General features: G+C 59.7%; 22 protein-coding genes. 10 read left to right on the top strand and 12 right to left on the bottom strand.

All coding sequences use genetic code 11. From position 1 onward, the window contains the following. Positions 1-21: 21 nt before the first annotated feature. Complete coding sequence (locus GIR22_RS04600; RefSeq protein ID WP_154742170.1) at positions 22-546, top strand: dihydrofolate reductase; 525 nt, start codon at positions 22-24, stop codon at positions 544-546. A gap of 106 nt (positions 547-652) precedes the next feature. On the opposite strand, the gene GIR22_RS04605 is transcribed toward GIR22_RS04600, so the two are convergent. Further along, entirely contained in the window at positions 653-2,044 is a 1,392-nt protein-coding gene (locus GIR22_RS04605) for an L-cystine transporter (protein ID WP_154742171.1), read from the bottom strand. 239 nt (positions 2,045-2,283) lie between these two features. On the opposite strand from GIR22_RS04605, the gene GIR22_RS04610 reads away from it, so the two are divergent. Continuing rightward, positions 2,284-3,342, top strand: a complete 1,059-nt coding sequence (locus GIR22_RS04610; protein WP_154742172.1) for an HAD family hydrolase — start codon at positions 2,284-2,286, stop codon at positions 3,340-3,342. 119 nt (positions 3,343-3,461) lie between these two features. Here GIR22_RS04610 and ilvD read toward each other — a convergent pair whose 3' ends face one another. Continuing rightward, on the bottom strand, positions 3,462-5,303 hold the full coding sequence (gene ilvD, locus GIR22_RS04615; protein ID WP_154742173.1) for a dihydroxy-acid dehydratase: 1,842 nt from the start codon (positions 5,301-5,303) through the stop codon (positions 3,462-3,464). A gap of 386 nt (positions 5,304-5,689) precedes the next feature. Here ilvD and GIR22_RS04620 point away from each other — a divergent pair, with 386 nt between their 5' ends. Continuing rightward, entirely contained in the window at positions 5,690-6,148 is a 459-nt protein-coding gene (locus GIR22_RS04620; protein WP_154742174.1) for an REP-associated tyrosine transposase, read from the top strand. 126 nt (positions 6,149-6,274) lie between these two features. Here GIR22_RS04620 and GIR22_RS04625 read toward each other — a convergent pair whose 3' ends face one another. After that, on the bottom strand, positions 6,275-7,471 hold the full coding sequence (locus GIR22_RS04625) for a class I SAM-dependent rRNA methyltransferase (protein WP_154742175.1): 1,197 nt from the start codon (positions 7,469-7,471) through the stop codon (positions 6,275-6,277). A 295-nt stretch (positions 7,472-7,766) separates the two neighbouring features. Here GIR22_RS04625 and mutM point away from each other — a divergent pair, with 295 nt between their 5' ends. After that, complete coding sequence (gene mutM / locus GIR22_RS04630) at positions 7,767-8,579, top strand: bifunctional DNA-formamidopyrimidine glycosylase/DNA-(apurinic or apyrimidinic site) lyase (protein ID WP_154742176.1); 813 nt, start codon at positions 7,767-7,769, stop codon at positions 8,577-8,579. Between the two features lie 32 nt (positions 8,580-8,611). Here the strand turns inward: mutM and GIR22_RS04635 are convergent, their stop codons facing one another. The 5 genes from GIR22_RS04635 to GIR22_RS04655 form a co-directional block, all read right to left on the bottom strand. Next, a complete protein-coding gene (locus tag GIR22_RS04635; RefSeq protein ID WP_154742177.1) occupies positions 8,612-8,863 on the bottom strand; it encodes a YfhL family 4Fe-4S dicluster ferredoxin in 252 nt (83 codons plus the stop codon). A gap of 103 nt (positions 8,864-8,966) precedes the next feature. Further along, a complete protein-coding gene (gene coaD / locus GIR22_RS04640) occupies positions 8,967-9,446 on the bottom strand; it encodes a pantetheine-phosphate adenylyltransferase (RefSeq protein ID WP_154742178.1) in 480 nt (159 codons plus the stop codon). A gap of 113 nt (positions 9,447-9,559) precedes the next feature. After that, positions 9,560-11,155 (bottom strand): GMC family oxidoreductase, encoded by a 1,596-nt coding sequence (locus GIR22_RS04645; RefSeq protein WP_154742179.1) that lies wholly within the window; start codon positions 11,153-11,155, stop codon positions 9,560-9,562. A 44-nt stretch (positions 11,156-11,199) separates the two neighbouring features. Next, positions 11,200-11,745: a twin-arginine translocation pathway signal protein gene (locus tag GIR22_RS04650; protein ID WP_154742180.1), complete on the bottom strand. Its 546-nt coding sequence runs from the start codon at positions 11,743-11,745 to the stop codon at positions 11,200-11,202. A gap of 26 nt (positions 11,746-11,771) precedes the next feature. Next, entirely contained in the window at positions 11,772-13,199 is a 1,428-nt protein-coding gene (locus GIR22_RS04655) for a coniferyl aldehyde dehydrogenase (protein WP_154742181.1), read from the bottom strand. Between the two features lie 149 nt (positions 13,200-13,348). Here GIR22_RS04655 and GIR22_RS04660 point away from each other — a divergent pair, with 149 nt between their 5' ends. Together GIR22_RS04660 and GIR22_RS04665 are read left to right on the top strand one after the other, a co-directional pair. Next, positions 13,349-14,020, top strand: coding sequence for a TetR/AcrR family transcriptional regulator (locus GIR22_RS04660; RefSeq protein WP_154742182.1), 672 nt, complete (start codon positions 13,349-13,351; stop codon positions 14,018-14,020). 33 nt (positions 14,021-14,053) lie between these two features. Further along, positions 14,054-14,908 carry a sulfurtransferase gene (locus GIR22_RS04665; protein ID WP_154742183.1) on the top strand — a complete coding sequence of 285 codons (855 nt, stop codon included), beginning with the start codon at positions 14,054-14,056 and terminating at the stop codon, positions 14,906-14,908. Between the two features lie 132 nt (positions 14,909-15,040). Here the strand turns inward: GIR22_RS04665 and GIR22_RS04670 are convergent, their stop codons facing one another. From GIR22_RS04670 to GIR22_RS04685, 4 genes are read right to left on the bottom strand one after another with little or no spacing between them, the layout of a single operon-like run. After that, positions 15,041-16,030 (bottom strand): hydrolase, encoded by a 990-nt coding sequence (locus GIR22_RS04670; protein WP_178122088.1) that lies wholly within the window; start codon positions 16,028-16,030, stop codon positions 15,041-15,043. 56 nt (positions 16,031-16,086) lie between these two features. Then, the gene (gene rsmD / locus GIR22_RS04675) at positions 16,087-16,704 is read right to left on the bottom strand and encodes a 16S rRNA (guanine(966)-N(2))-methyltransferase RsmD (RefSeq protein WP_154742184.1); all 618 of its coding nucleotides are present in this window, start codon (positions 16,702-16,704) and stop codon (positions 16,087-16,089) included. Then, positions 16,704-18,194, bottom strand: a complete 1,491-nt coding sequence (locus GIR22_RS04680) for a M16 family metallopeptidase (protein WP_154742185.1) — start codon at positions 18,192-18,194, stop codon at positions 16,704-16,706. Before GIR22_RS04680 ends, rsmD begins: the two co-directional genes overlap by 1 nt. Next, positions 18,187-19,542, bottom strand: a complete 1,356-nt coding sequence (locus tag GIR22_RS04685) for a M16 family metallopeptidase (RefSeq protein WP_154742186.1) — start codon at positions 19,540-19,542, stop codon at positions 18,187-18,189. Before GIR22_RS04685 ends, GIR22_RS04680 begins: the two co-directional genes overlap by 8 nt. Positions 19,543-19,894: 352 nt before the next feature. Here GIR22_RS04685 and ftsY point away from each other — a divergent pair, with 352 nt between their 5' ends. The 4 genes from ftsY to rpoH all read left to right on the top strand — a co-directional run bounded on the left by ftsY (position 19,895) and on the right by rpoH (position 23,957). Then, positions 19,895-21,286, top strand: coding sequence for a signal recognition particle-docking protein FtsY (ftsY, locus tag GIR22_RS04690; protein WP_154742187.1), 1,392 nt, complete (start codon positions 19,895-19,897; stop codon positions 21,284-21,286). Then, positions 21,283-21,954 carry a cell division ATP-binding protein FtsE gene (gene ftsE / locus GIR22_RS04695; RefSeq protein ID WP_017476533.1) on the top strand — a complete coding sequence of 224 codons (672 nt, stop codon included), beginning with the start codon at positions 21,283-21,285 and terminating at the stop codon, positions 21,952-21,954. Before ftsY ends, ftsE begins: the two co-directional genes overlap by 4 nt. Continuing rightward, positions 21,951-22,973 (top strand): permease-like cell division protein FtsX, encoded by a 1,023-nt coding sequence (ftsX, locus tag GIR22_RS04700; protein WP_154742188.1) that lies wholly within the window; start codon positions 21,951-21,953, stop codon positions 22,971-22,973. The genes ftsE and ftsX overlap by 4 nt, the downstream gene beginning before the upstream one ends. A gap of 129 nt (positions 22,974-23,102) precedes the next feature. Beyond that, positions 23,103-23,957: an RNA polymerase sigma factor RpoH gene (rpoH, locus tag GIR22_RS04705; RefSeq protein WP_017845020.1), complete on the top strand. Its 855-nt coding sequence runs from the start codon at positions 23,103-23,105 to the stop codon at positions 23,955-23,957. The last annotated feature ends 84 nt before the right edge of the window (positions 23,958-24,041 follow it).

The following is a 24,041-nucleotide window of genomic DNA, read 5'->3' on the forward strand; positions in this document are numbered from 1 at the left end:
GGCTCTGGTATTCTCGTCGCCATGAAAAAATCTCTCCCTTTAAGTCTGATTGCAGCCCTCGGTGAAAACCGTGTGATCGGCGTCGACAACAGCATGCCCTGGCATTTGCCGGGGGATTTCAAGTATTTCAAGGCCACCACGTTGGGCAAGCCGATCATCATGGGGCGCAAGACCTGGGATTCCCTGGGACGACCGTTGCCGGGTCGCTTGAATATCGTGGTCAGCCGTCAGGCCGGCCTGGTGCTGGAAGGTGCGGAAGTTTTTCCGTCCCTCGGTGCGGCGGTGGAGCGGGCGCAAGAGTGGGCGACTGAGCAGGGCGTCGATGAGCTGATGCTGATTGGTGGTGCACAGTTGTATGCACAAGGCTTGGAGCAGGCGGATCGCCTGTATTTGACGCGGGTCGGGCTGAGCCCGGAAGGGGATGCGTGGTTTCCGCCGTTTGATGTGAACCAGTGGACGCTGGTGTCGAATGTGGAGAATCCGGCGCAGGGTGACAAGCCGGCGTACAACTTCGAGGTTTGGGAAAGAAGCAGCTGTAAGCCATAAGCTGCAAGTAAGCGCTGGATAAGATCGTTCCCATGTTCCGCGTGGGAACGATCAGGCCCGCAAGCTATGGATCATTCCCACGCTCTGCGTGGGAATGATCATACGGTCATGCTTGCGCTAATTCAGCATGCTCATCGGCATTCAGCCGTTCTTTATCCGTCTGCTGCATGATCTGGCTGGTAATCGCCCCCGCCGTCATCGAACCATTGACGTTCAACGCCGTACGGCCCATATCGATCAGCGGCTCTACCGAAATCAGCAACGCCACCAGTGACACCGGCAAGCCCATGGCCGGCAGCACGATCAATGCGGCGAAGGTCGCACCGCCGCCAACGCCCGCCACACCCGCCGAACTCAAGGTCACAATGGCTACCAGTGTCGCGATCCACAGCGGGTCCAGCGGGTTGATGCCCACGGTTGGCGCGACCATTACCGCCAGCATTGCCGGGTACAGGCCGGCGCAGCCGTTCTGGCCGATGGTCGCGCCAAACGAGGCGGCAAAGCTGGCGATGGACTGCGGAATGCCCAGGCGACGGGTTTGCGCTTCAATGCTCAGCGGGATGCTCGCCGCGCTGGAGCGGCTGGTGAAGGCAAAGGTCAGTACCGGCCATACCTTGCGGAAAAACCGCAATGGGTTGATCCCGGCCAGGGACAGCAGCAGGCCGTGGACCACAAACATCAGCCCCAGGGCCAGGTACGACACCACCACGAAACTGCCGAGCTTGATGATGTCTTGCAGGTTGGAACCGGCTACCACTTTGGTCATCAGTGCCAATACGCCGTACGGCGTCAGCTTCATCACCAGGCGTACCAGGCGCATCACCCAGGCTTGCAGGGTGTCGATGGCGTTGAGCACTTTCTGGCCTTTTTCCACGTCATCCTTGAGCAGTTGCAGCGCGGCAACCCCCAAAAATGCAGCGAAGATCACTACACTGATGATCGACGTCGGCTTGGCCCGGGCCAGGTCGGCAAACGGGTTTTGCGGGATGAACGATAGCAGCAACTGCGGCACATTCAGGTCGGCAACCTTGCCTGCGTAATCGTTCTGGATCACTTGCAGGCGCGCCATTTCCTGGGTGCCGGCCACCAGGCCTTCGGCGGTAAGGCCGAACAGGTTGGTCAGGCCGATACCGATCAGTGCCGCAATGGCCGTAGTGAACAGCAGCGTACCGATGGTCAGGAAGCTGATCTTGCCCAGGGACGAGGCGTTATGCAGGCGGGCCACGGCGCTGAGGATCGAGGCGAACACCAGTGGGATCACGATCATCTGCAGCAACTGCACATAACCATTGCCTACCAGGTCGAACCAACTGATGGAGGCCTTGAGTACCGGGTGGCCAGCACCGTAAAGGGTATGCAGGGCCACACCGAAAATCACGCCGAGCACCAGGGCGAGCAAGACTTTCTTGGCCAGGCTCCAGTGAGTACGGCGAGTTTGTGCCAGGCCCAGTAACAGGCCTACGAACACCAGCAAATTGAGAATCAGGGGCAGATTCATTGAAACTCCGTGAATGGCGGCCAATCGCTTTAACCTACGATTGCGAACCAGAAATCCTAACAGCTTGAAATATATTGATTTAATACCGTTATGGAATGATTTCTGTCGTTTTTGGAATAAGCGGATGACGTCCAGGCGTATGCCCGTGGCGGAATCAGGATAAAAGCGGTCGTGCCCGGTCGATATTTGTCCCCGATATTTGTTAGCGTTGATCTCTTTGACTCAGGGAGAAAACGCACATGAAGCTCGCATCGAGGTTGTTTGCCGCCGCGCTGTGCCTGGGCCTGGCCAGCCAGGTCTTTGCCGCCACCGAGTTGAAACACTGGCCGGCCCCCGCCGCCAAGCAACTGAACGAGATGATCGCCGCCAATGCCAACAAGGGTAACTTCGCGGTGTTCGACATGGACAACACCAGTTACCGCTACGATCTCGAAGAGTCCTTGCTGCCCTTCATGGAAAACAAGGGCCTGATCACCCGCGACAGCCTTGACCCTTCCCTGAAGCTGATGCCCTTCAAGGACACCGCCGACCACAAGGAAAGCCTGTTCAGCTATTACTACCGTCTGTGCGAAGTCGACGACATGGTCTGCTACCCGTGGGTGGCGCAGGTGTTTTCAGGCTTTACCCTCAAGGAGCTCAAAGGCTACGTCGATGAGCTGATGGCCTCCGGCAAGCCGGTGCCGGTTACCTACTACGAAGGCGATGTGGTGAAGAATATGGAGGTCCAGCCGCCGAAAATCTTCACTGGCCAGGCCGAGCTGTTCAACAAGTTGATGGAAAATGGCATCGAGGTGTATGTGATGACCGCCGCTTCCGAGGAACTGGTGCGCATGGTCGCCGCCGATCCGAAGTACGGCTACAACGTCAAACCCGAAAATGTCATCGGTGTGACCACCCTGCTCAAGGACCGCAAGACCGGCGAGTTGACCACTGCTCGCAAACAAATCACCGCCGGCAAGTATGACGAAAAAGCCAACCTCGGCCTGGAGTTGACCCCTTACTTGTGGACGCCGGCGACTTGGATGGCCGGCAAGCACGCGGCCATCCTCACCTACATCGACGAATGGAAAAAACCGGTGCTGGTGGGCGGCGACACACCGACCAGCGACGGCTACATGCTGTTCCACGATGTGGACGTGGCCAAGGGCGGCATCCATTTGTGGATCAACCGCAAGGACAAGTACATGACCCAGTTGAACGGCATGATGGCCAAGCACGCAGCGGCCCAGGCCAAGGAAGGGTTGCCGGTAACGGCGGACAAGAACTGGGTGATCGTCAAGCCGGATGACATCCAGTAAGACCGAGCCGCCCTTATCGCAGGCAAGCCAGCTCCCACTTTTTGGTTTGCAGTGTTTTGGATAATTGCTCCAGGCAAAAAAATGCCCCGCACTTGGCGGGGCATTTTTATGGGCGCGGCTTACAGACCGTCAAGCATCGCCTTGTTACGCACGGCACCCTTGTCGGCACTGGTGGCCAGTAGGGCATAAGCTTTCAAGGCGGTCGTCACTTTACGTGGACGCTTCTCAACCGGCTTCCAACCTTTCTTGTCCTGCTCAACCCGGCGTGCCGCGAGTTCTTCGTCGCTGATCAACAGGTTGATCGAGCGGTTCGGAATGTCGATCAGCACCTTGTCGCCATCCTGTACCAGGCCAATTGCACCGCCCGCCGCCGCTTCTGGGGACGCGTGGCCGATGGACAGGCCCGAAGTACCGCCGGAGAAACGGCCGTCAGTCAGCAGGGCGCAAGCTTTACCCAGGCCCTTGGACTTCAGATAGGACGTCGGATACAGCATTTCCTGCATACCCGGGCCACCTTTCGGGCCTTCGTAGCGGATGATCACGATGTCGCCTTCTTTCACTTCGTCGGCGAGGATCCCGCGTACCGAGCTGTCCTGGCTTTCGTAGATCTTGGCGCGGCCTTCGAATACGTGGATCGATTCGTCGACGCCGGCGGTTTTGACCACACAGCCGTCGAGGGCGATGTTGCCGTAGAGCACGGCCAGGCCGCCCTCTTGGGAGTAGGCATGTTCGACACTGCGGATGCAGCCGTTTTCACGGTCGTCGTCCAGGGTTTCCCAGCGAGTCGACTGGCTGAACGCGGTCTGGGTCGGGATGCCCGCCGGGCCGGCCTTGAAGAAGGTGTGCACGGCTTCGTCGTCAGTCTGGGTGATGTCCCACTTGGCGATACCTTCGGCCAGGCTCTTGCTGTGCACGGTCGGCAGGTCGGTATGCAACAGGCCGCCACGGGCCAGGGAACCGAGGATCGAGAAGATCCCGCCGGCGCGGTGCACGTCTTCCATGTGGTACTTCTGGATGTTCGGCGCGACCTTGCACAGTTGCGGCACATGGCGGGACAGACGGTCGATGTCGCGCAGGTCGAAATCGATCTCGGCTTCCTGGGCGGCAGCCAGCAAGTGCAGGATGGTGTTGGTGGAACCGCCCATGGCGATGTCCAGGGTCATGGCGTTCTCGAAAGCCTTGAAGTTGGCGATATTGCGTGGCAACACCGACTCATCGTTGTCGGTGTAGTAACGCTTGCACAACTCGACGATGGTACGGCCGGCCTGCAGGAACAACTGCTCGCGGTCGCTGTGGGTGGCCAGTGTGGAACCGTTGCCCGGCAAGGCCAGGCCCAGGGCTTCCACCAGGCAGTTCATCGAGTTGGCGGTGAACATGCCGGAGCACGAACCACAGGTAGGGCAGGCGCTGCGCTCGTATTCCGCGACCTTCTCGTCGGACGCACTGGAATCAGCGGCGATGACCATGGCGTCGACCAGGTCCAGGCCGTGGGAGGCCAGCTTGGTCTTGCCGGCTTCCATCGGGCCGCCGGAGACGAAGATCACCGGAATGTTCAGGCGCAGGGCGGCCATCAGCATGCCGGGGGTGATCTTGTCGCAGTTGGAGATGCACACGATGGCGTCGGCGCAGTGGGCGTTGACCATGTACTCCACGGAGTCGGCGATGATCTCGCGGCTCGGCAGGGAGTACAGCATGCCGTCATGGCCCATGGCGATACCGTCATCTACGGCAATGGTGTTGAATTCTTTTGCCACGCCGCCAGCGCGTTCGATCTCGCGCGCCACCAGTTGCCCCAGGTCCTTGAGGTGGACATGGCCCGGTACGAACTGGGTGAACGAGTTGGAAATCGCAATGATCGGCTTCTTGAAGTCGTCATCTTTCATCCCCGTGGCGCGCCACAAAGCACGGGCGCCGGCCATGTTGCGGCCATGGGTGGATGTTTTCGAGCGGTAATCAGGCATTGGAGCACTCCGGGCGGCTAATCAAGTATCAAAGGGGGAGTGAGCTTCTATTAACGACTGGAACACATCAGAAATGGCCGTGTGTCCGGAAGTTGCCACTCGCGTCGCGGGATCGCCGCTTGCGTGGGCCTTGAGCTCATAAACCCGCCGGGGGATGACTGGCGATGAATAGGGCCGATTCTACACCGTCTTCCTGTAGGAGCGAGCTTGCTCGCGAAAAACGCATAGGCGACGCAGGTTACCTGGGGGCGCTGCGTTATCGTTGGCGTTCTTCGCGAGCAAGCTCGCTCCTACACAGTCAAGACATATTCAGAACCACTGTTTAAAGGCCTTTAGATGTTGTGCCTCCTACCGTTGATCTTCCAATCACAGAAGAGAACGACGGAATGTCCACGCAACAAAATGCCCACAGGCTACGCATCGGGCGCTATTCAGAATCGGGCCGCGTGTACCTGATCACGGCTGTTACCTTCCAACGACAAGTGATTTTTCAGGACTGGCGCACGGGTCGCCTGCTCGTCAGCGAATTCAGGAAAGCTCAGGAAGACGGTGAGGCGACCTCGCTGGCCTGGGTTGTCATGCCTGACCATTTTCACTGGCTGGTCGAATTGCACAATGGCGACTTGCCAAGGTTGATGCGAATCACCAAGTCGCGAAGTGCTCGCGCGATCAACAGTGCGAGGAGTTCCTACGGGACGCTTTGGCAAAAAGGCTATTTCGATCGGGCATTGCGTCGTGAGGAGGACTTGAAAGCAATGGACCGCTATATCGTCGCGAATCCTTTGCGTGCTGGTTTGGTCGAGCACATTGGTCAGTACCCGCTATGGGATGCCATCTGGATATGAAGCACCTTCACTTGTAGGAGCGAGCTTGCTCGCGAAGAACGTCAACGATAACGCAGCGCTATCAGGTAGCCCGCGTTGTATATGAGTTTTTCGCGAGCAAGCTCGCTCCTACAGAGGATTCACGTCTTAGCTATTGGGCAACAACCGGCACGTAATGCTCTTGATATACCGCGTCTCGGCAATCGCCGGGTGCACCGGATGATCCGGGCCCTGGCCACCACGTTCCAACATCTGGATATTGCGGTCCAGATGACGAGCGCTGGTCAGCAGGATGTTCTGCAGGTCGTCTTCGGGCAGGTGCATGGAGCACGACGCGCTGACGAGGATGCCGTCCTTGCTGAGCAGGCGCATGGCTTGCTCGTTCAGGCGGCGGTAGGCGCCTTCGCCGTTTTTCATGTCTTTTTTGCGTTTGATGAAGGCCGGCGGGTCGGCGACGATCACGTCGAAGCGTTCTTCGCTGGCTTTGAGCTCCTTGAGGGCTTCGAAGACGTCGCCTTCGATGCAGGTCATTTTCTCGGCCACGCCGTTCAGTGCAGCGTTGCGCTCGACGCCGTCGAGGGCGAAGGCCGAAGCGTCGACGCAGAACACTTCACTGGCGCCGAAGGTCGCGGCTTGCACGCCCCAGCCGCCGATGTAGCTGTACAGGTCGAGTACGCGTTTGCCTTTGGCATACGGGGCCAGGCGGGCGCGGTTCATGCGGTGGTCATAGAACCAGCCGGTTTTCTGGCCCTGGATCACCGGGGCTTCGAATTTTACGCCGTTTTCTTCCAGCGCAACCCACTCCGGCACCAGGCCGAACACGGTTTCGACGTAGCGGTTGAGGCCTTCGGCGTCGCGCGCGGCGGAGTCGTTCTTGAACAGGATGCCGCTCGGCTTGAGCACTTGGGTCAGGGCCGCGATCACGTCTTCTTTATGCGCTTCCATGGTCGCCGAGGCAATCTGCACCACCAGGATGTCGCCGAAACGGTCGACTACCAGGCCTGGCAACAGGTCGGAGTCGCCGTACACCAGGCGGTAGAACGGTTTGTCGAACAGACGATCGCGTAGCGACAGGGCCACGTTGATGCGGTGTACCAGCAGCGACTTGTCCAGGGGCAACTTGATGTCGCGCGACAGCAGGCGCGCGCAGATCAGGTTGTTCGGGCTCATGGCCACGATGCCCAGGGTCTTGCCGCCGGCGGCTTCCAGAATGGCCTGGTCACCTGCCTGGAAGCCGTGAAGTGGGGTGGCAGCCACGTCGATTTCGTTGCTGTAGACCCACAGGTGGCCGTTGCGCAAACGACGATCGGCGTTGGCTTTGAGACGCAGGCTTGGCAGGGACATGACGTCGCTCCAGAAAAAAGAGCGGAAGTATAGCGTACTGTAGGAGCGGGCTTGCCCGCGAAAAGCGAATAGGAGATGCGGGCTATCTGATAGCGTTGGGTGATCGTTAACGGGTTTCGCGAGCAAGCTCGCTCCTACAGTGCTGGGATTTCGTTCGGTTTTTGAGGTGCCGGCCAGGTTTGCATAACGGGTAGAATCGCCCCTTGGTCCAGAGTGCTGGGCAATCAGAAGAGTGACCACGAATGGAGCAGCATCGGCCATCTGGTGCTGGATCACGTTAGTTTATGAGGTAAACATGCCAGAGTTACCTGAAGTCGAAACCACCCGGCGCGGTATTGCACCGCACCTGGAAGGCCAGCGGGTCAGCCGCGTGGTGGTAAGGGAGCGACGCTTGCGCTGGCCGATTCCGGAAGACCTCGATGTGCGCCTGTCCGGGCAACGCATCGTGCTGGTGGAGCGGCGGGCCAAGTACCTGTTGATCAATGCTGAAGTGGGTACCTTGATCAGCCATTTGGGCATGTCCGGTAATTTGCGCCTGGTGGAAGTCGGCATGCCGGCGGCCAAGCATGAGCATGTGGACATTGAGCTGGAGTCTGGCCTGGCCTTGCGCTACACCGACCCTCGGCGTTTTGGCGCGATGCTGTGGAGCCTCGATCCGCTGAACCATGAACTGCTGATCCGCCTGGGGCCAGAGCCCTTGACCGACCTGTTTGATGGTGACCGCTTGTTTCAGCTGTCCCGGGGGCGCTCGATGGCGGTCAAGCCGTTCATCATGGATAACGCAGTGGTGGTGGGGGTGGGCAATATCTACGCGACCGAAGCGTTGTTTGCTGCGGGTATTGATCCGCGCCGTGAAGCCCGGGGCATTTCCCGTGGGCGCTACCTGAAGCTGGCGATCGAGATCAAACGCATCCTCGCGGCCGCCATTGAACGTGGTGGCACTACCTTGCGCGACTTTATTGGTGGCGATGGGCAGCCGGGGTATTTCCAGCAGGAATTGTTCGTGTATGGCCGGGGCGGTGAGGCATGCAAGGTCTGCGGCACCGAGTTGCGTAACGTGGTGCTGGGGCAACGGGCGAGTGTGTTCTGCCCTAAGTGCCAGAGCTGATGCTCGTTTCCACGTGGTAACGAGCAGTAGGGTTATGCCTTACCGGTAATGTGCTGGTACTTCTCCATCAACTGCTCTTGCGTCTCCGGATGGGCTTCATCCAGCGGAATACAATCCACCGGGCAGACCTGCTGGCACTGGGGTTCGTCGTAGTGGCCGACGCACTGGGTGCACAGGTTGGGGTCGATCACGTAGATCTCTTCGCCTTGGGAGATGGCGGCGTTCGGGCACTCGGGTTCGCAGACGTCGCAATTGATGCAATCGTCGGTGATGATCAGGGACATGGAAACTCCTGCCAGGGCACTCTGCCAAGGCATCTGAAAACTAATGCACGCAATTGTGCCGCATTGGCGCCCGCAGTGCGAGCGGGCGCCGATTGAGCGGTCGTTACTTCTTGAAGCGAAGGGTCAGCGCATCGGCCACTGCAGGGTGCACGAACTTGGTGATATCTCCGCCCAGAGCGGCAATTTCCCGGACCAGTGTCGAGGAAATGAACGAATAACGTTCCGACGGGGTGAGGAACAAACTTTCCACGTCCGGCGCCAGTTGACGGTTCATGTTGGCCAGTTGGAATTCGTATTCGAAGTCCGATACTGCGCGCAGGCCACGCAGGAACACATTGGCGTTCTGTTCCTGGGCGAAATGCGCCAGCAGTGTCGAGAAGCCGACAACTTCGACGTTGGGCAAATGCTTGGTGACCTCACGGGCCAGCTCCACACGCTGTTCCAGGGGAAACAGCGGGTTTTTCTTGGGGCTGGCTGCGACCGCGATGATGACGTGGTCGAACAAGCGTGAGGCACGTTCGACAAGATCGCCATGGCCCTTGGTAATCGGGTCGAAGGTACCTGGGTACAACACTCGGTTCATCGGGTCGTCCTGACGGAGTCCGTTGGGGAACCGGATGGTATCGCAGCCATCCCGGTCGGCCAAGTCAACTTATTCACAAGAAAGCAGTATAGACAGGGTGAATATCGCATTTTTCATGCTGTTTTCAGACGCTCAGTCAGTGCTGCCGCCAGTTGGGCGGTCAGCCCATACACCGAAAGCTGTGGGTTTGCGCCAATGCTGGTGGGGAATAACGAGCCGTCGTGGATCGACAGATTGCGCAACTGGTGATGGCGGCCAAGGCTGTCGGCCACGGCAATTTTCGGGTCTTCACCCATGGCGCAACCGCCCATCACGTGGGCGCTGCCCAGGCAGGTGCGATGCAGTTCCAGGTTCAGGCCGTCGATCATGCTGCGGGCCTCGGCCAAGGTCTTCACATACCGTGCGTCGTGGTGCAGCGGTTTCACTGACTTGGCACCCCCGGCAAACTGGATCTCGGCCATGCTATGGAACGCCCGACGCAGGCCATCCCAGGCGTAGGGAGAAACCTGGTAGTCGAGCACCGGCGTGCCGTCTCCGCGTAACTCCACTTCGCCGCCCTGGCTGTCGGGGTGAAAACCGTCCCGCAACAGTGCCAGCATGGCGTGGGTGTTGGGCAACTGGCCCATGTCCAGGGCGTTTTGCGTGCCATAGCCGCCCAGCAGGGTGCTGGCCAGTCCTGGGTGCAGGGGCGGAGCTTCGAGCTTGTAGGACATTCTGCCGGTGGTGCCGTCCTGCCATTGGAAATGGTCGGAGTAGATCGACTGCGGTGCGCCATAGAACGGGTTAATCACCTCGTCGAACAGCCCGGCAGAGAAGTTCACCAAGTGCAGGAAGGTGCGCTTGCCCACTCGCGAGTGGGGGTCGGGTGCGTCCGAGCGCATCAACAACGCCGGGCTGTTGATGCCGCCACCAGCGAGTACGTAATGCCTGGCCTTGACCGTAATCTTGCGGCCGGTGGGCGATACGCAGCGTTGATCCATCGCCACGCACTCCAGGCTGGTAATGGTGTCGCCGCTGAATTTCAGGTGTTCGGCGCGGGCGAGGTAGAGCAGCTCACCACCTTTTTCCAGGGTAGAAGGAATGGTGGTTACCAACATCGATTGCTTGGCATTGACCGGGCAGCCCATGCCGCAATAACCCAGGTTGAAGCAGCCGCGCACATTGCGCGGGATCACGTGCCAGCTATAGCCGAGGCTCTCGCAGCCTTTGCGGATCACATCATTGTTGGCATTGGGCGGGACGGCCCAGGGTGCGATGCCCAGGCGCTGTTCCATTTTTTCAAACCAGGGCGCCATCTCGGCACTGCTGTGGCCCTTGATCGCGTATTCGCTGGCCCAGTGGGCGAGGGTGGCGTCCGGGGTGCGGAAGCTGGAGGTCCAGTTGATCAGCGTGGTGCCACCCACGGCGCGGCCCTGGAGGATGGTAATGGCGCCATCCTTGCTCATGCGGCCGATGCCTTCCTGGTACAAGCTGGCGTAGGCTTCGTCTTCAAGCAACTTGAAGTCGCTGCTGGTCTTGAGTGGGCCTTCTTCGATCAACAGCACCTTGTAGCCGGCGGCGCTGAGGATTTCGGCGGTGGTGCCACCCCCCGCGCCGCTGCCGATGATCGCGACATCGGCTTCCAGGGTCAGGTCCTGGTCGAGGGCGGCGCCATTGTGGGTTTTCCAGCCGCGGGCCAGGCCGTCGCGGAACAGATCGGGTACGGGCATCAGGGTCGTCTCTTGTTTTTATCGGGTTTTTATCGGGAGGCCGATCAGATTTTCGGTGGCCCGGGGTAGCCGCAATGGGCCCAGGATTCGGGCCGGAAGTACCAGGCCATGATCACCAGCTTGAGCAACGACCCCTGGCCCATGCGCAGCAGGTTCAGGTAGCTGTTTTCCCAACGGTGCAGGAAACGGCGGATCTGATCGCTGCTGGCGTTTTCCCAACTGCCCCATACGCCGGTCAACGGCCCGCGAGTGACGGCCATGCCCAGCACATCGAACAACTGCTGAGTGAGCTTGAACATCTGCGGCGACAGGTGCTGCAGGCTGTAGTCGAGCTTCTTCAGGGTGTCTTCAATGCCGGCCGCAACCACCTCGGCGGTGGCCGCCCCTTCCAGCAACACGGGGATCACCGCCCGTAGAAACGGCAGGTCACTGTTGCGCAACAGGGCGAAGCCGCTGGCCGGAGTGCTGCTGGAGCAACCGCTGAGGCTGGCGCCCAGGCCGGCGGTAGCCAGGAAGGCGCTGGCGCACAGGCCTATTTTCAGGATGCCGCGCCGCGACATCCCAGGTGTTTCAGTCAGGCTAGGGTTCATTCTTATGGTTATCCCTGCGTGGGTTATCAGCGAATAAACAACTTCTGGATCAACTTCTGGATCGATTTGCCGTAGGGCGGGTAAATCAGTTTCGCCGCGTTCAAGCGCTGCTTGACCAGCACGCCCTTGGCTTTGCTGAATGTCAGGAAGCCTTCGTGGCCATGGTAATGGCCCATGCCCGAGGGGCCGATGCCGCCGAAGGGCATGTCGTCCTGGGCTACATGCAACAAGGTGTCGTTCAGGCACACACCGCCGGAGTGGGTCTCGTGGAGCACTCGGTTTTGTTCTGCCTTGTTGTAACCGAAGTAATACAGGGCCAGCGGGCGAGGGCGCTGGTTGATGTAGGCAATCGCTTGGTCTAGGCCGCGATAGGGGACGATGGGCAGCACTGGGCCAAAGATCTCGTCCTGCATCACCGTCATCTCATCGCTGACATTCAGCAGTAGGCTGTGGGGCATGCGCCGTGCCTGGCCCTGGTCATACAGTGGGATCAGGGTAGCTCCTTTGTCAGTGGCATCCTTGACGTAGCCGTTAAGCCGGGCCAATTGCCGTTCGTTGATGATGGCGGTGTAGTCCGGGTTGTCGGCAAGTGTCGGATAGAAGCCGCGAACCGCCTTGCTGTAGGCCTCGATGAATGCGTCGACACGGTCTTGCGGTACCAGTACGTAGTCGGGAGCGACGCAGGTTTGCCCGGCATTCAAGGTCTTGCCGAAGGCGATGCGTTCGGCGGCGTCCTTGAGTGGCACGTCCGCCGAGACAATGGCTGGCGATTTGCCGCCCAGCTCCAGGGTCACTGGGGTCAGGTGTTCCGCAGCAGCGCGCATCACGTGCTTGCCGATGCTGGTGGCGCCGGTGAACAACAGGTGATCAAAGGGCAATTTGGAAAACGCCATGCCCACTTCGGCTTCGCCCAGCACCACGCACACCAGGTCTTCGGGAAAGATTTTCGCCAACAAGGTCTTGAGTAACTGCCCGGTGGCCGGCGTGGATTCGCTGAGTTTGAGCATCACCCGGTTACCGGCTGCCAATGCACCCACCAGCGGCCCGATGGCCAGGTACAGCGGGTAGTTCCAGGGCACGATAACCCCGACCACGCCCAAGGGCTGATAGATGACTTTGGCCGACGCAGGTTGAAAGGCGATGCCTACAGCTCGGCGGGAGGGTTTCATCCAGCCCTTGAGGTGTTTACTGGCGTAATGAATGCCGTGCAGGCTGGGCATCAGCTCGGCGAACAGGGTTTCATCGGCGCTGCGATGGCTGAAATCGCTGCTGATGGCGTCGATCAGCACCTGACGCTCATCGCTGAGCAACTCTCGCAGGGTCTTGAGCCACTGCTGGCGCTGCGCGGCGGTTGGCATCGGGTTGGCCGCATAGGCGCGCCGTTGAGCTTCGAACAGGCTCTGGAGCTGGTCCAGCGCCTGGGAATCTTGCAAGTAGGCAACGTTGGCAGGCATGGTGCAGTTCCCATTTATTATTGGAATGCATCATTGTTTAGAGTTATTGCTCTAAATTGTCAAATAACATTGCAGCAACACTTGGATTTATCCAGACAAAGATAGGCCGTAAGATGCCACCCATCACTGGTAATCGAAGCTGATCCCCCATGGCACCACGAGTAAAGACCAGCGAACGCATTGTGCAAACCAGTCTGGAACTGTTTAACCAGCAGGGCGAGCGCAGTGTCAGCACCAACCATATCGCTGCCCATATGGAGATTTCACCGGGCAACCTGTACTACCACTTCCCCAACAAGCAGGCGATCATCGCTGTGCTGTTTCGCGAGTATGAATCGCTGGTGGACAGCTTCCTGCGTCCGCCCCAGGGTCGCGCAATGCGGGTGGAAGACAAACGCTTCTACCTGCAAGCGGTCTTGGCCGGCATGTGGCGCTACCGCTTTTTACATCGCGACCTTGAACACCTGCTGGAAAGCGACCCGGAACTGGCCACTGCTTATCGGCGGTTTTCCCAGCGTTGCCTGATCCAGGGCGGCGCCATTTATCAGGGGTTTGTCGATGCCGGTATCTTGAGTATGGACCCGGTGCAAACCGAAGCCTTGACCCTCAACGCCTGGATCATTCTTACCTCCTGGGTGCGTTTTCTGTGCACCACCAACGAAAACTCCACTCAGTTGAGCGCCGAAGCGATCAAGCGTGGGGTGTATCAAGTGTTGGTATTGGAAGCCGGTTTTGTGACACCGCAGGCGAAAGAGGCGGTGAGCGCGTTGTTCAAAGAGTTTTACGTGCCGTTGAACCAGGCGCTGGAAGAAGTGAAGTAGGATTTCCCCCTGATGCTTTCATAGGAGTCCGTTATGCCGATTGCTCAACTGATCAGCCCCCAGCAACTGGCCGAGCGCCAGAAGCATGCGGGGCTGGTGATCCTCGATTGCCGCTTTGCCCTGGAAGACCCGGACTACGGCCTTTGCAGCTATGCCGAGGGGCATATCGAAGGTGCGCAGTACGCTGACCTGGAGCGTCACCTCAGCGGGCCGGTGACCAAGGGAGTGACCGGTCGTCATCCGCTGCCGGCTGCGCAAACACTGATCCAACAGTTGCGAGCCTGGGGGGTTAATGCCGATAGCGAGATCGTTCTGTATGACGACGGCCCTGGCGCTTACGCCGCCCGGGCTTGGTGGCTCCTGGCTTGGCTGGGCAAGCGTGACGCTGTGTTTATTCTCGATGGCGGCTTGAAGGCCTGGCATGGCGCGGGTTTCCCCTTGAGCCTGGACGCTCCGGTACTTGAACCTGGCACCTTTGCGGGCACGCCGGACAATCGCCTGCTGCTGGACGCCGAACACCTGCAAAAACGCCTGGATCGGCCAGATTTGACCCTGATCGATGCTCGCGCCCAGCCGCGTTTTCGCGGTGAAGTGGAGCCGATTGACCCGATTGCCGGGCATATCCCTGGCGCGCAATGTGCGGCGTTCAATGAAAACCTGGGTGGCGACGGTCTTTTCTTGCCGGCGGAGCAGCTCAAACAGCGCTTCGCTGCCAAGCTGCAAGACCGTGCGCCACAAGAGTTGGTGGCTTACTGCGGTTCGGGGGTGACGGCCTGCCATAACCTGTTCGCCCTGTGCCTGGCGGGTTACCCGTTGGGCAAGCTGTATGCCGGTTCGTGGAGTGAATGGATTACTGATCCTAAACGGGCGATTGCGACAGGCGACTGAGTGCTATTTGTACGAACTTGATCTACTTGTAGCCGCTGTCGAGGCACGAGGCTGCGACAAGGGCCGCAGGACCTTCAGCGATTTCAGGCCCCAAACGACTGCTGCGCAGCCGATCGCAGGCTGCGCCAGCGGCTACAAAGCCAGTAGCCACTCTGGAATACGCCGTTCCAGGTAGTAACCGGGTTGTTTCAGCGTGCCATCGACAAATCCCACATGCCCACCCTTGGCCAGCAACTCGAACTCGGTGCAATCTGACAGTTCGCTGGCCTCTGGCAGGCTGTAGGCGAACACGAAGGGATCATCAGCCGCCTGGATAATCAGCGTGGGGGTGCGAATTGCCCCCAGGTAATAGCGGCTGGAGGCGCGACGGTAGTAGTCCTCTGCGTTGAGAAAACCGTGCAACGGCGCGGTGACCCGGCCATCAAAGTCCCAGAACGTACGCATCTTTTCCAGCGAGCCGAGGTCCGCCAGGGTTTTCAGCCCGTCTTCGCGGCCATCCTTCAGGAACTGACCTTGCTTAACCCGGATGTAGGCGAGCATCTCGCGCATGAAATGCCGTTGATACACCCGCGAAAACCCCAGGCCAATACGATCGGCGCACTGATCCAGGCGAAACGGCACCGATACCGCCGCCGCGCCTTGCAGCCCGGACGTCTCGCCGGTTTCCCCCAGGTGCTTGAGTAGAACATTGCCACCCAGCGAGTAACCCACGGCAAACAGCGGCGCCAACGGGCGCTTGGCCTGCAGGTGAGCAATGGCGGCGGCCAGGTCTTCACTGGCGCCGGAGTGGTAACTGCGCGCCAGCAAATTAGGCTCTCCCGAACAGCCACGCCAATTCAACGCCGCGCTGGCCCAGCCTTGAGCCGCCAGGGCTTTTTGCAGGCCGGCCACATAAGGCGAGTTGGAAGAGCCGGTCAGCCCATGTAGTACCAGTACCAAAGGGGCCTGTGCGTCATGGGGACCGTGCCAGTCGAGGTCGAGAAAGTCGCCGTCAGCCAGCCACAGCCGTTCGCGCTGGCGTTCGATATGGGTGGTCTTGCGCCACAGTGGCCCCCACAGCGTTTGCAGGTGCGGGTTGCCAAGGCCGAAAGCCGGCGTGAAGCGGTCGGGGTTTTTTGACACGATGATTCTCGCAGCAGGTGCTCCGTGGGTCGGAGCACCTGATTCAGGCCGATCGATTATTCGGCGTTCTCTGCCGTACGTTGCCACAGCGCGTAATACACCCGTCCGGATTTTTGTTCCCGATGCAGGCGCCAGGTGGCGGGCAGGCCCAGGATCGACGGCGCGGTTTCGCTTTCTGTGTAGATCCAGGCGCTTTCGGCCAGCCATTGGCGCTCTTCCAGCAGGGCGCAGACGGTGGGCAGCAGGTTCTGGTTGAACGGCGGGTCGAGGAACACCACGTCAAATGCGCTGGCCGCCTGGGTTTCCAGGTAGCGCAGGGCATCGGCGGTTTGTACCTGGCCGGTGGTGCAGTGCAAGGTGCCCAGGTGTTCCTTGAGGCTGGCGACGGCGACGTTGCTGGCGTCCAGCGCCTGGCCCAGGGCGGCGCCACGGGACAGGGCTTCGAGGAACAGCGCACCGCTGCCAGCGAACGGGTCGAGGACCTTGGCCCCTTCGATATAAGGCGCGAGCCAATTGAACAGGGTCTCGCGGACCCGGTCCGGCGTCGGGCGCAGGCCCACTACATCAGGGAAGCTCAGCTTACGGCTGCGCCAAATACCTGCAATGATGCGCAGTTGGCCCACACCGTTATGGACGTTATGGACAGGTTTCTTGGGACGGGATGGACTAGCCATTAATGCTCCGGAACCCCGAGCGGTTGCTCGGCGGGTTTATCAGTGGGGGGCGGTAGTGGCTTTTGCGCAATGGTCGGGCCGGCGGTCACGATGACCATCTTGTCGGCGCTCAAGTGTTTGTTCAGGGCGGCTTTGACCTGTTCGACGGTCAGGGCCTGGGATTGTTTCATGAAATCCTCCAGGTAGCTCAGCGGAAGATTGTAGAAACCCATGGCGCCCAACTGCCCGACGATATCGGCGTTGCTGGCGGTAGACAGCGGGAAGCTGCCAGCCAGCTCACGCTTGGCGTCGTCCAGTTCTTTTTGCGTCGGACCGGTCTTGAGATAGTCGGCAAGCACCTGTTCTACCAGGCGCAATGTGCCGCCGCTCATTTCGGCGCGGGTTTGCAGTTTGATCATGAACGGGCCACGGACCTGCATCGGCGAGAATCCGGAGTAGACGCCATAGGTCAAGCCGCGCTTTTCACGCACTTCGTTCATCAGTCGTGTACCGAAGCCACCACCGCCAAGAATCTGGTTACCCATGGACAGCGCGGCGTAGTCCGGATCGGTACGGTCGATGCCCAGTTGCGCGAACAGCAAGTGCGTCTGCTTGGACGGGAACTCGATGTGGCTGAGGCCAGCCTGAGGTTCGACAGGTTGGGCGATCTTCACCAGTGCCGGGCCTTTGGGCATCGACGCGGACACCTTGGCGGTCATGGCCTCGGCCTCGGCGCGGGACAGGTCGCCCACCACTGCAATCACTGCATTTCCCGCTGCATAGGCTTTGGCGTGGAATTCGCGCAGCTGTGCGAGGGTAATGCCGGGGACGCTCTGGGCAGTACCTTCACTTGGGTGAGCGTATGGGTGATCGCCATACAGGCGCTTGAACAGCTCGATGCCTGCCAGCTTGCCGGGGTTCTGTTTCTGGTATTCGAAGCTGGCCAACAGTTGGTTCTTGATCCGTGCCAGGGAGTCGGCGGGGAAGGTGGGTTTGCCGATCACGTCGTCAAACAGCGCCAGGGCGGCGTCTCGCTTGTCGCTGGCACTCAGGCCGCGCAAGGACATCTGCGCCATGTCACGGTAGGCGCCATTGCCGAAATCCGCCCCCAGGCCTTCAAAACCGGCGGCAATCTGGCCGACATCCTTGCCTGGCACGCCTTCGTTGAGCATGGCGTTGGTCAGCAACGCCAGGCCGGGTGTATTGCCGTCCTGGCTGCTGCCGGCGGCGAACAGGATGCGTATATCGAACATCGGCAGTTCGTGGGCTTCGACGAACAACACCTTGGCGCCTTCGGCGGTGTTCCAGGTTTGCACGTCGAGCTTGCGGTTGGTCGGGGCCTTGCCGTCAAGTTCGGCCAGCGATTGCAAGGTGTTGGCGGACTTGGCCTGGTCCAGCGCCTGGCTGGCGACGGAGTCACTTGGGCGCAGAAAATACACGGCACATGCGGCAGCCAGGGTGACAACGATCAGGCCGGGCAAGACCAGACGGTTGTTTTTGCGCTCACTCATGAGCTGTCTCCTGGGGCAATACATGGGCGACGCTTAAGCGTTCGCGGGTGAAATAGGTGCGCGCGGCTTTCTGGATATCTTCGGCCGTCACGCTTTGCAGCTCGGCCAGTTCCGTGTCCATGAGCCTCCAGGACAGGCCGACAGTTTCCAGGGAGCCAATGGCGGTGGCCTGGCTAGTGATGGAGTCGCGTTCGTAGACCACACCGGCGATGACCTGGGCGCGGATCCGCTCCAGTTCATCGCCGGTCGGTGGTTTGGCTTTCAACTCATCCAGCAGGCGCCACAGGCCAGCTTCGGCCTGGGCGACGGTTTTGTGTTTTTGCTGGTTCGGTGTGGCGGTCAGGGTGAACAGGCTGTCGCCCCGGGTGTAGGCGTCGTAGTCGGACGAGGCGCCGGAGACCAATTCTTCACCACGTTCCAGTTGAGTCGGGATCCGTGCGCTGTAGCCGCCATCCAGCAACGCCGAAATCAGGCGCAGGGCGTTGACCGAGCGTTTGTCTTCAGTGGTGGCGAGGCTGGGTACATTAAAGCCGAGAATCACGCTCGGCAGTTGGGTCTGCACATGCATCGTCAGCAGGCGCTGGCCAGGCTCGGCCAGCTCCAGGGGGATCTTCGCTGGCGGTACGTCACGTTTGGGGATCGGGCCGAAGTAGCGCTGGGCCAGGGTTTTCACCTCATCCGGGGTGACGTCGCCGACCACCACCAAGGTGGCGTTGTTCGGCACGTACCACGATTGGTACCAGTGGCGCAGTTCTTCAACCTTCATGCGGTCCAGGTCGGCCATCCAGCCGATGGTCGGCGTGTGATAGCCGCTGGCCGGATAAGCCATGGCCTTGAAGCGCTCGTAGGCCTTGGACATCGGGTTGTCGTCGGTGCGCAGGCGGCGCTCTTCCTTGATTACCTCGATTTCGCGGCTGAACTCGTCGGCCGGCAGGCGCAGGCTGGCCATGCGATCGGCTTCCAGTTCGAAGGCGACGCCCAGGCGGTCACGGGCCAGGACCTGGTAATAGGCGGTGTAGTCATCGCTGGTGAAGGCGTTCTCTTCGGCGCCCAGGTCTCGCAGGATCAGCGAGGCTTCGCCTGGGCCGACCTTGGCGCTGCCCTTGAACATCATGTGCTCAAGGGCGTGGGACAAACCGGTCTGCCCCGGGGTTTCATAGCTCGAACCGACCTTGTACCAGACCTGGGAAACCACCACGGGCGCACGATGATCTTCGCGCACGATGACCTTGAGGCCGTTGTCCAAGGTGAATTCATGGGTGGGTTGTGGGTCGGCAGCGAGGGCTGAAAGAGGCAGACAAACTGTGCTGAGCAGCAGGCCTGCGGCGCGGCGGGCTAGAGCATTCATTCGTTTTTAAACCTGTTGGGCTGCCCGCTTGGTCTTAGCGTCGGCGGGCGAGGAGGTGCTAGGATAACGATCCGATTTACTGGCGACCACGGCTATCAAGACCCTGGGCAGGCATATCGTTACGGATTCAGTCGTAGGGATGTTGGTGTTAGTCGTGGTTTTCCCCGAATATCTCCCAGTTTTCGCCGATTTTATCGCCTCAGTCCTATATTGAGTCGATTTGTTGAGGCCTTATTTACGCCTTACAAAATGTTGCGCATGAACAAGCGGGCTTTAAAGCAGTCTGTTCTGCATCGAATTTTATTTACCGAGGCGCCCCTGGCGCGTCGCTACCTTGAGATAGCCGTCCTCCATGTTTGGTTCCAACGACGACAAGAAGACCCCAGCTGCGGCTGGCGAGAAAAAAGGCCTGTTCGGATGGCTGCGCAAAAAGCCGCAGGAAACCGTCGTCGAACAGTCGAGCGTTCAACCTGAGCTCATTCCCGAGCCGGTGGCAGTAGAGGCCGAACCGACTGCCGAAGTCCCGGTGCCTCTGGTTGAGCCGGTGCTGCTGCCGGTCGAGCCAGAGCCGGAAGTCACGCTTGAGCCTGAGCACAAGCCATGGCTGGTCTTGCCGGTGGCGGAAGAGCCAGTAGCGCTGGTCGAAGACGCCCAGGCCGAGCACGTGCCGCCGCCGATTCCGGCCCTTGTGGAGCCGGTGCATGTGGTGGTTGAAGAGCCGCCTGTGGTTGAAGTGCCTGCGCCTGTTGTTGTCGAGCCTGTCGCGGCTCCCGCCATTATTGAGGAGCCTGTTGCTGCCACCGAAGCCAGCAAGACCGGCTTCTTCGCTCGCCTCAAGCAAGGACTGAGCAAAACCAGCGCCAGTATCGGCGAGGGCATGGCCAGCCTGTTTCTGGGCAAGAAGACCATCGATGATGAGTTGCTCGAAGACATCGAAACCCGCCTGCTGACCGCTGACGTGGGCGTAGAAGCCACTGGGGTGATCATCCAGAGCCTGACCCAGAAGGTCGCGCGCAAGCAGTTGACTGACGCCGATGCACTCTACAAATCCCTGCAGGCCGAGTTGGCCTCCATGCTCAAGCCGGTGGAAGCGCCACTGGTCATCACCTCGCAGAACAAGCCTTTTGTGATTCTGGTGGTCGGCGTCAACGGTGCCGGCAAGACCACCACCATCGGCAAGTTGGCCAAGAAGCTGCAGCTGGAGGGCAAGAAAGTCATGCTCGCCGCCGGTGACACTTTCCGGGCCGCTGCCGTGGAGCAGTTGCAAGTATGGGGTGAGCGCAACAAGATCCCGGTGATTGCCCAGCACACTGGCGCTGATTCCGCGTCGGTGATCTTCGATGCAGTGCAGGCTGCCAAGGCCCGTAACATCGATGTGCTGATCGCCGATACCGCCGGTCGCCTGCACACCAAAGACAACTTGATGGAAGAGTTGAAGAAAGTGCGTCGGGTCATCGGCAAACTGGACGCTGACGCGCCCCATGAAGTACTGCTGGTACTGGACGCTGGCACCGGCCAGAACGCCATCAGCCAGGCCAAGCAATTCCACCAGACGGTCCAACTGACTGGCCTGGCATTGACTAAGCTCGATGGCACGGCCAAGGGCGGGGTGATCTTCGCTCTGGCCAAGCAGTTCGGGTTGCCGATTCGTTACATCGGCGTCGGTGAAGGCATCGACGACCTGCGCACTTTTGAGGCCGAACCCTTTGTCCAGGCACTTTTTGCCGAGCGGGAGCGTTCATGATTCGTTTCGAGCAGGTGGGTAAACGCTACGCCAACGGTCATGTCGGCTTGCATGAGCTGAGTTTCCGGGTGCGCCGCGGCGAATTTTTGTTTGTCACCGGCCACTCGGGTGCCGGTAAAAGTACGTTGTTGCGCCTGTTGCTGGCCATGGAACGCCCAACCACCGGTAAGTTGCTGCTGGCAGGGCAGGACCTGGCCACCATCAGCAATGCGCAAATTCCGTTTTTGCGCCGTCAAATTGGCGTGGTGTTCCAGAATCATCAATTGTTGTTTGATCGTACGGTGTTCAACAACATTGCCTTGCCCTTGCAGATTCTCGGGTTGTCCAAGGCGGAAATCATCAAGCGGGTGGATTCGGCCCTGGAGCGCGTGGCACTTTCGGACAAGACCGACCTGTACCCCGGCGACCTGTCTACCGGCCAGCAACAGCGCGTCGGCATTGCTCGTGCCATCGTCCACCGGCCGGCCTTGCTGTTGGCGGATGAGCCCACTGGTAACCTCGACCCGCGCCTGGCGGCCGAAATCATGGGCGTGTTTGAAGACATCAACCGCCTGGGTACCAGCGTGCTGATCGCCAGTCACGACCTGGCGTTGATCGCTCGCATGCGTCATCGCATGCTGACCCTGCAACGCGGCCGCCTGATTGGCGATGGGGAGGCAGGGGTATGAGTGCGACACGCAGCCCGAAAGTTTCCGAGCGCGTCGCGCCGAAACCAGCCGACCCTGCGCCGGCGAAGAAAAAACGCGACGAAGATGACGGGCCGGACTTCAGCACGTTGATGCACGCCTGGATCGAAAGTCATCGCGCCAGTTTGCTGGACAGCCTGCGTCGTTTGGGTAAACAGCCGATCGGCAGCTTTTTCACCTGCCTGGTCATGGCTGTGGCCTTGAGCCTGCCAATGGGCTTGTCGTTGCTGCTTGGTAATGTGGAGCGCCTGGGCGGTTCCTGGCAGCGTGCGGCACAGATCTCCCTGTACTTGAACCTGGATGCCAGCGCTACCGAAGGCGAGGCCCTGCGTGAGCAGATCAAGAACCTGCCTGGTGTGGCTGATGCCGCGTACATCAGTCGTGACCAGGCGCTGGAAGAGTTCCAGCAACAGTCAGGCCTGGGCGAAGCGCTTAAAGAGCTGCCGGAAAACCCGCTGCCTGGCGTGGTGCTGGTGACGCCCAATGAAGTCGACAAGCCAACCCTGGAAGCCTTGCGCCAAAAACTGGCTGAGTTGCCCAAGGTGCAACAGGCGCAACTTGACCTGGTTTGGGTCGAACGTCTGGCGGCAATTCTCAAGCTGGGCGACCGGTTTGTCTTCGGCCTGACAGTGCTGTTGGTTTCTGCATTACTTTTGGTGATAGGTAATACCATTCGTCTTCATATTGAAAACCGTCGCACCGAGATAGAAGTGATTAAACTGGTCGGAGGCACGGACAGCTATGTGCGTCGTCCATTTCTGTACATGGGCGCGTTGTATGGTTTCGGTGCTGGGGTTCTATCCTGGGGCGTGTTGGCATTTGGCCTGGATTGGTTGAACGACGCGGTGGTCGGGCTGGCCGGTTTATATGGCAGTGATTTTGCCTTGGCCGGGGTTCCGGTCGCCGATGGTCTATCGCTCTTGCTTGGTGCGGTATTGTTGGGGTATATCGGTGCATGGATTGCGGTGGCACGGCATTTACGTGAGCTGGCACCGAAGTAATTAATGTCAGATTAATGTGGTTTTGTTTGTATTGGCCGTATCAGTAGTTTAAGGAACTTGTCCTACGGTTCCCGGTCAATTTTCGCAGTGCTGAACTGCACGAGTTATGTGAGTCGGAGGTTTATTCGTATGACCACTTCTTTGCAACCTGTTTATGCTCTGGTCCCGGGTGCGAACCTGGAGGCCTATGTGCACACGGTCAACAGCATTCCCTTGCTGACGCCGGAGCAGGAGCGTGAACTGGCCGAGAGTCTCTATTATGAGCAGGATTTGGGGGCGGCTCGGCAGATGGTGCTCGCCCACCTGCGTTTTGTTGTACATATTGCCCGTAGCTATTCCGGTTACGGCCTGGCCCAGGCTGACCTGATCCAGGAAGGTAACGTTGGCCTGATGAAAGCCGTGAAGCGCTTCAACCCGGAGATGGGTGTGCGCCTGGTGTCGTTCGCCGTGCACTGGATCAAGGCGGAAATCCACGAATTCATCCTGCGCAACTGGCGTATCGTGAAAGTCGCGACCACCAAGGCCCAGCGCAAACTGTTCTTTAACCTGCGCAGCCAGAAAAAACGTTTGGCATGGCTGAACAACGAGGAAGTGCATCGTGTGGCGGAAAGCCTCGGTGTAGAGCCTCGAGAAGTGCGTGAGATGGAAAGTCGCCTGACCGGCCATGACATGGCCTTCGACCCGGCCGCGGAAGCGGATGACGACAGCGCCTTCCAATCGCCCGCCAACTATCTGGAAGACCACCGGTACGACCCGGCGCGTCAACTGGAAGACGCCGACTGGAGCGACAACTCCAACCACAACCTGCACGAAGCGCTGGAAGTGCTGGACGACCGCAGCCGTGACATCCTCTACCAGCGTTGGCTGGCCGAAGAAAAAGCCACGCTGCACGACCTGGCGCAGAAGTACAACGTATCGGCTGAGCGGATTCGTCAGCTTGAAAAAAGTGCGATGAACAAGCTGAAACTGTCAATCGCGGCCTAAAACACTGCGTTCAGACATAAAAATGCCCCGATCGAAAGATCGGGGCATTTTTGTTTCCAACTGATCGTTCCCACAGGGCGCGGG

The organism is Pseudomonas karstica (assembly GCF_009707515.1).
Lineage (GTDB): Bacteria > Pseudomonadota > Gammaproteobacteria > Pseudomonadales > Pseudomonadaceae > Aquipseudomonas > Aquipseudomonas karstica.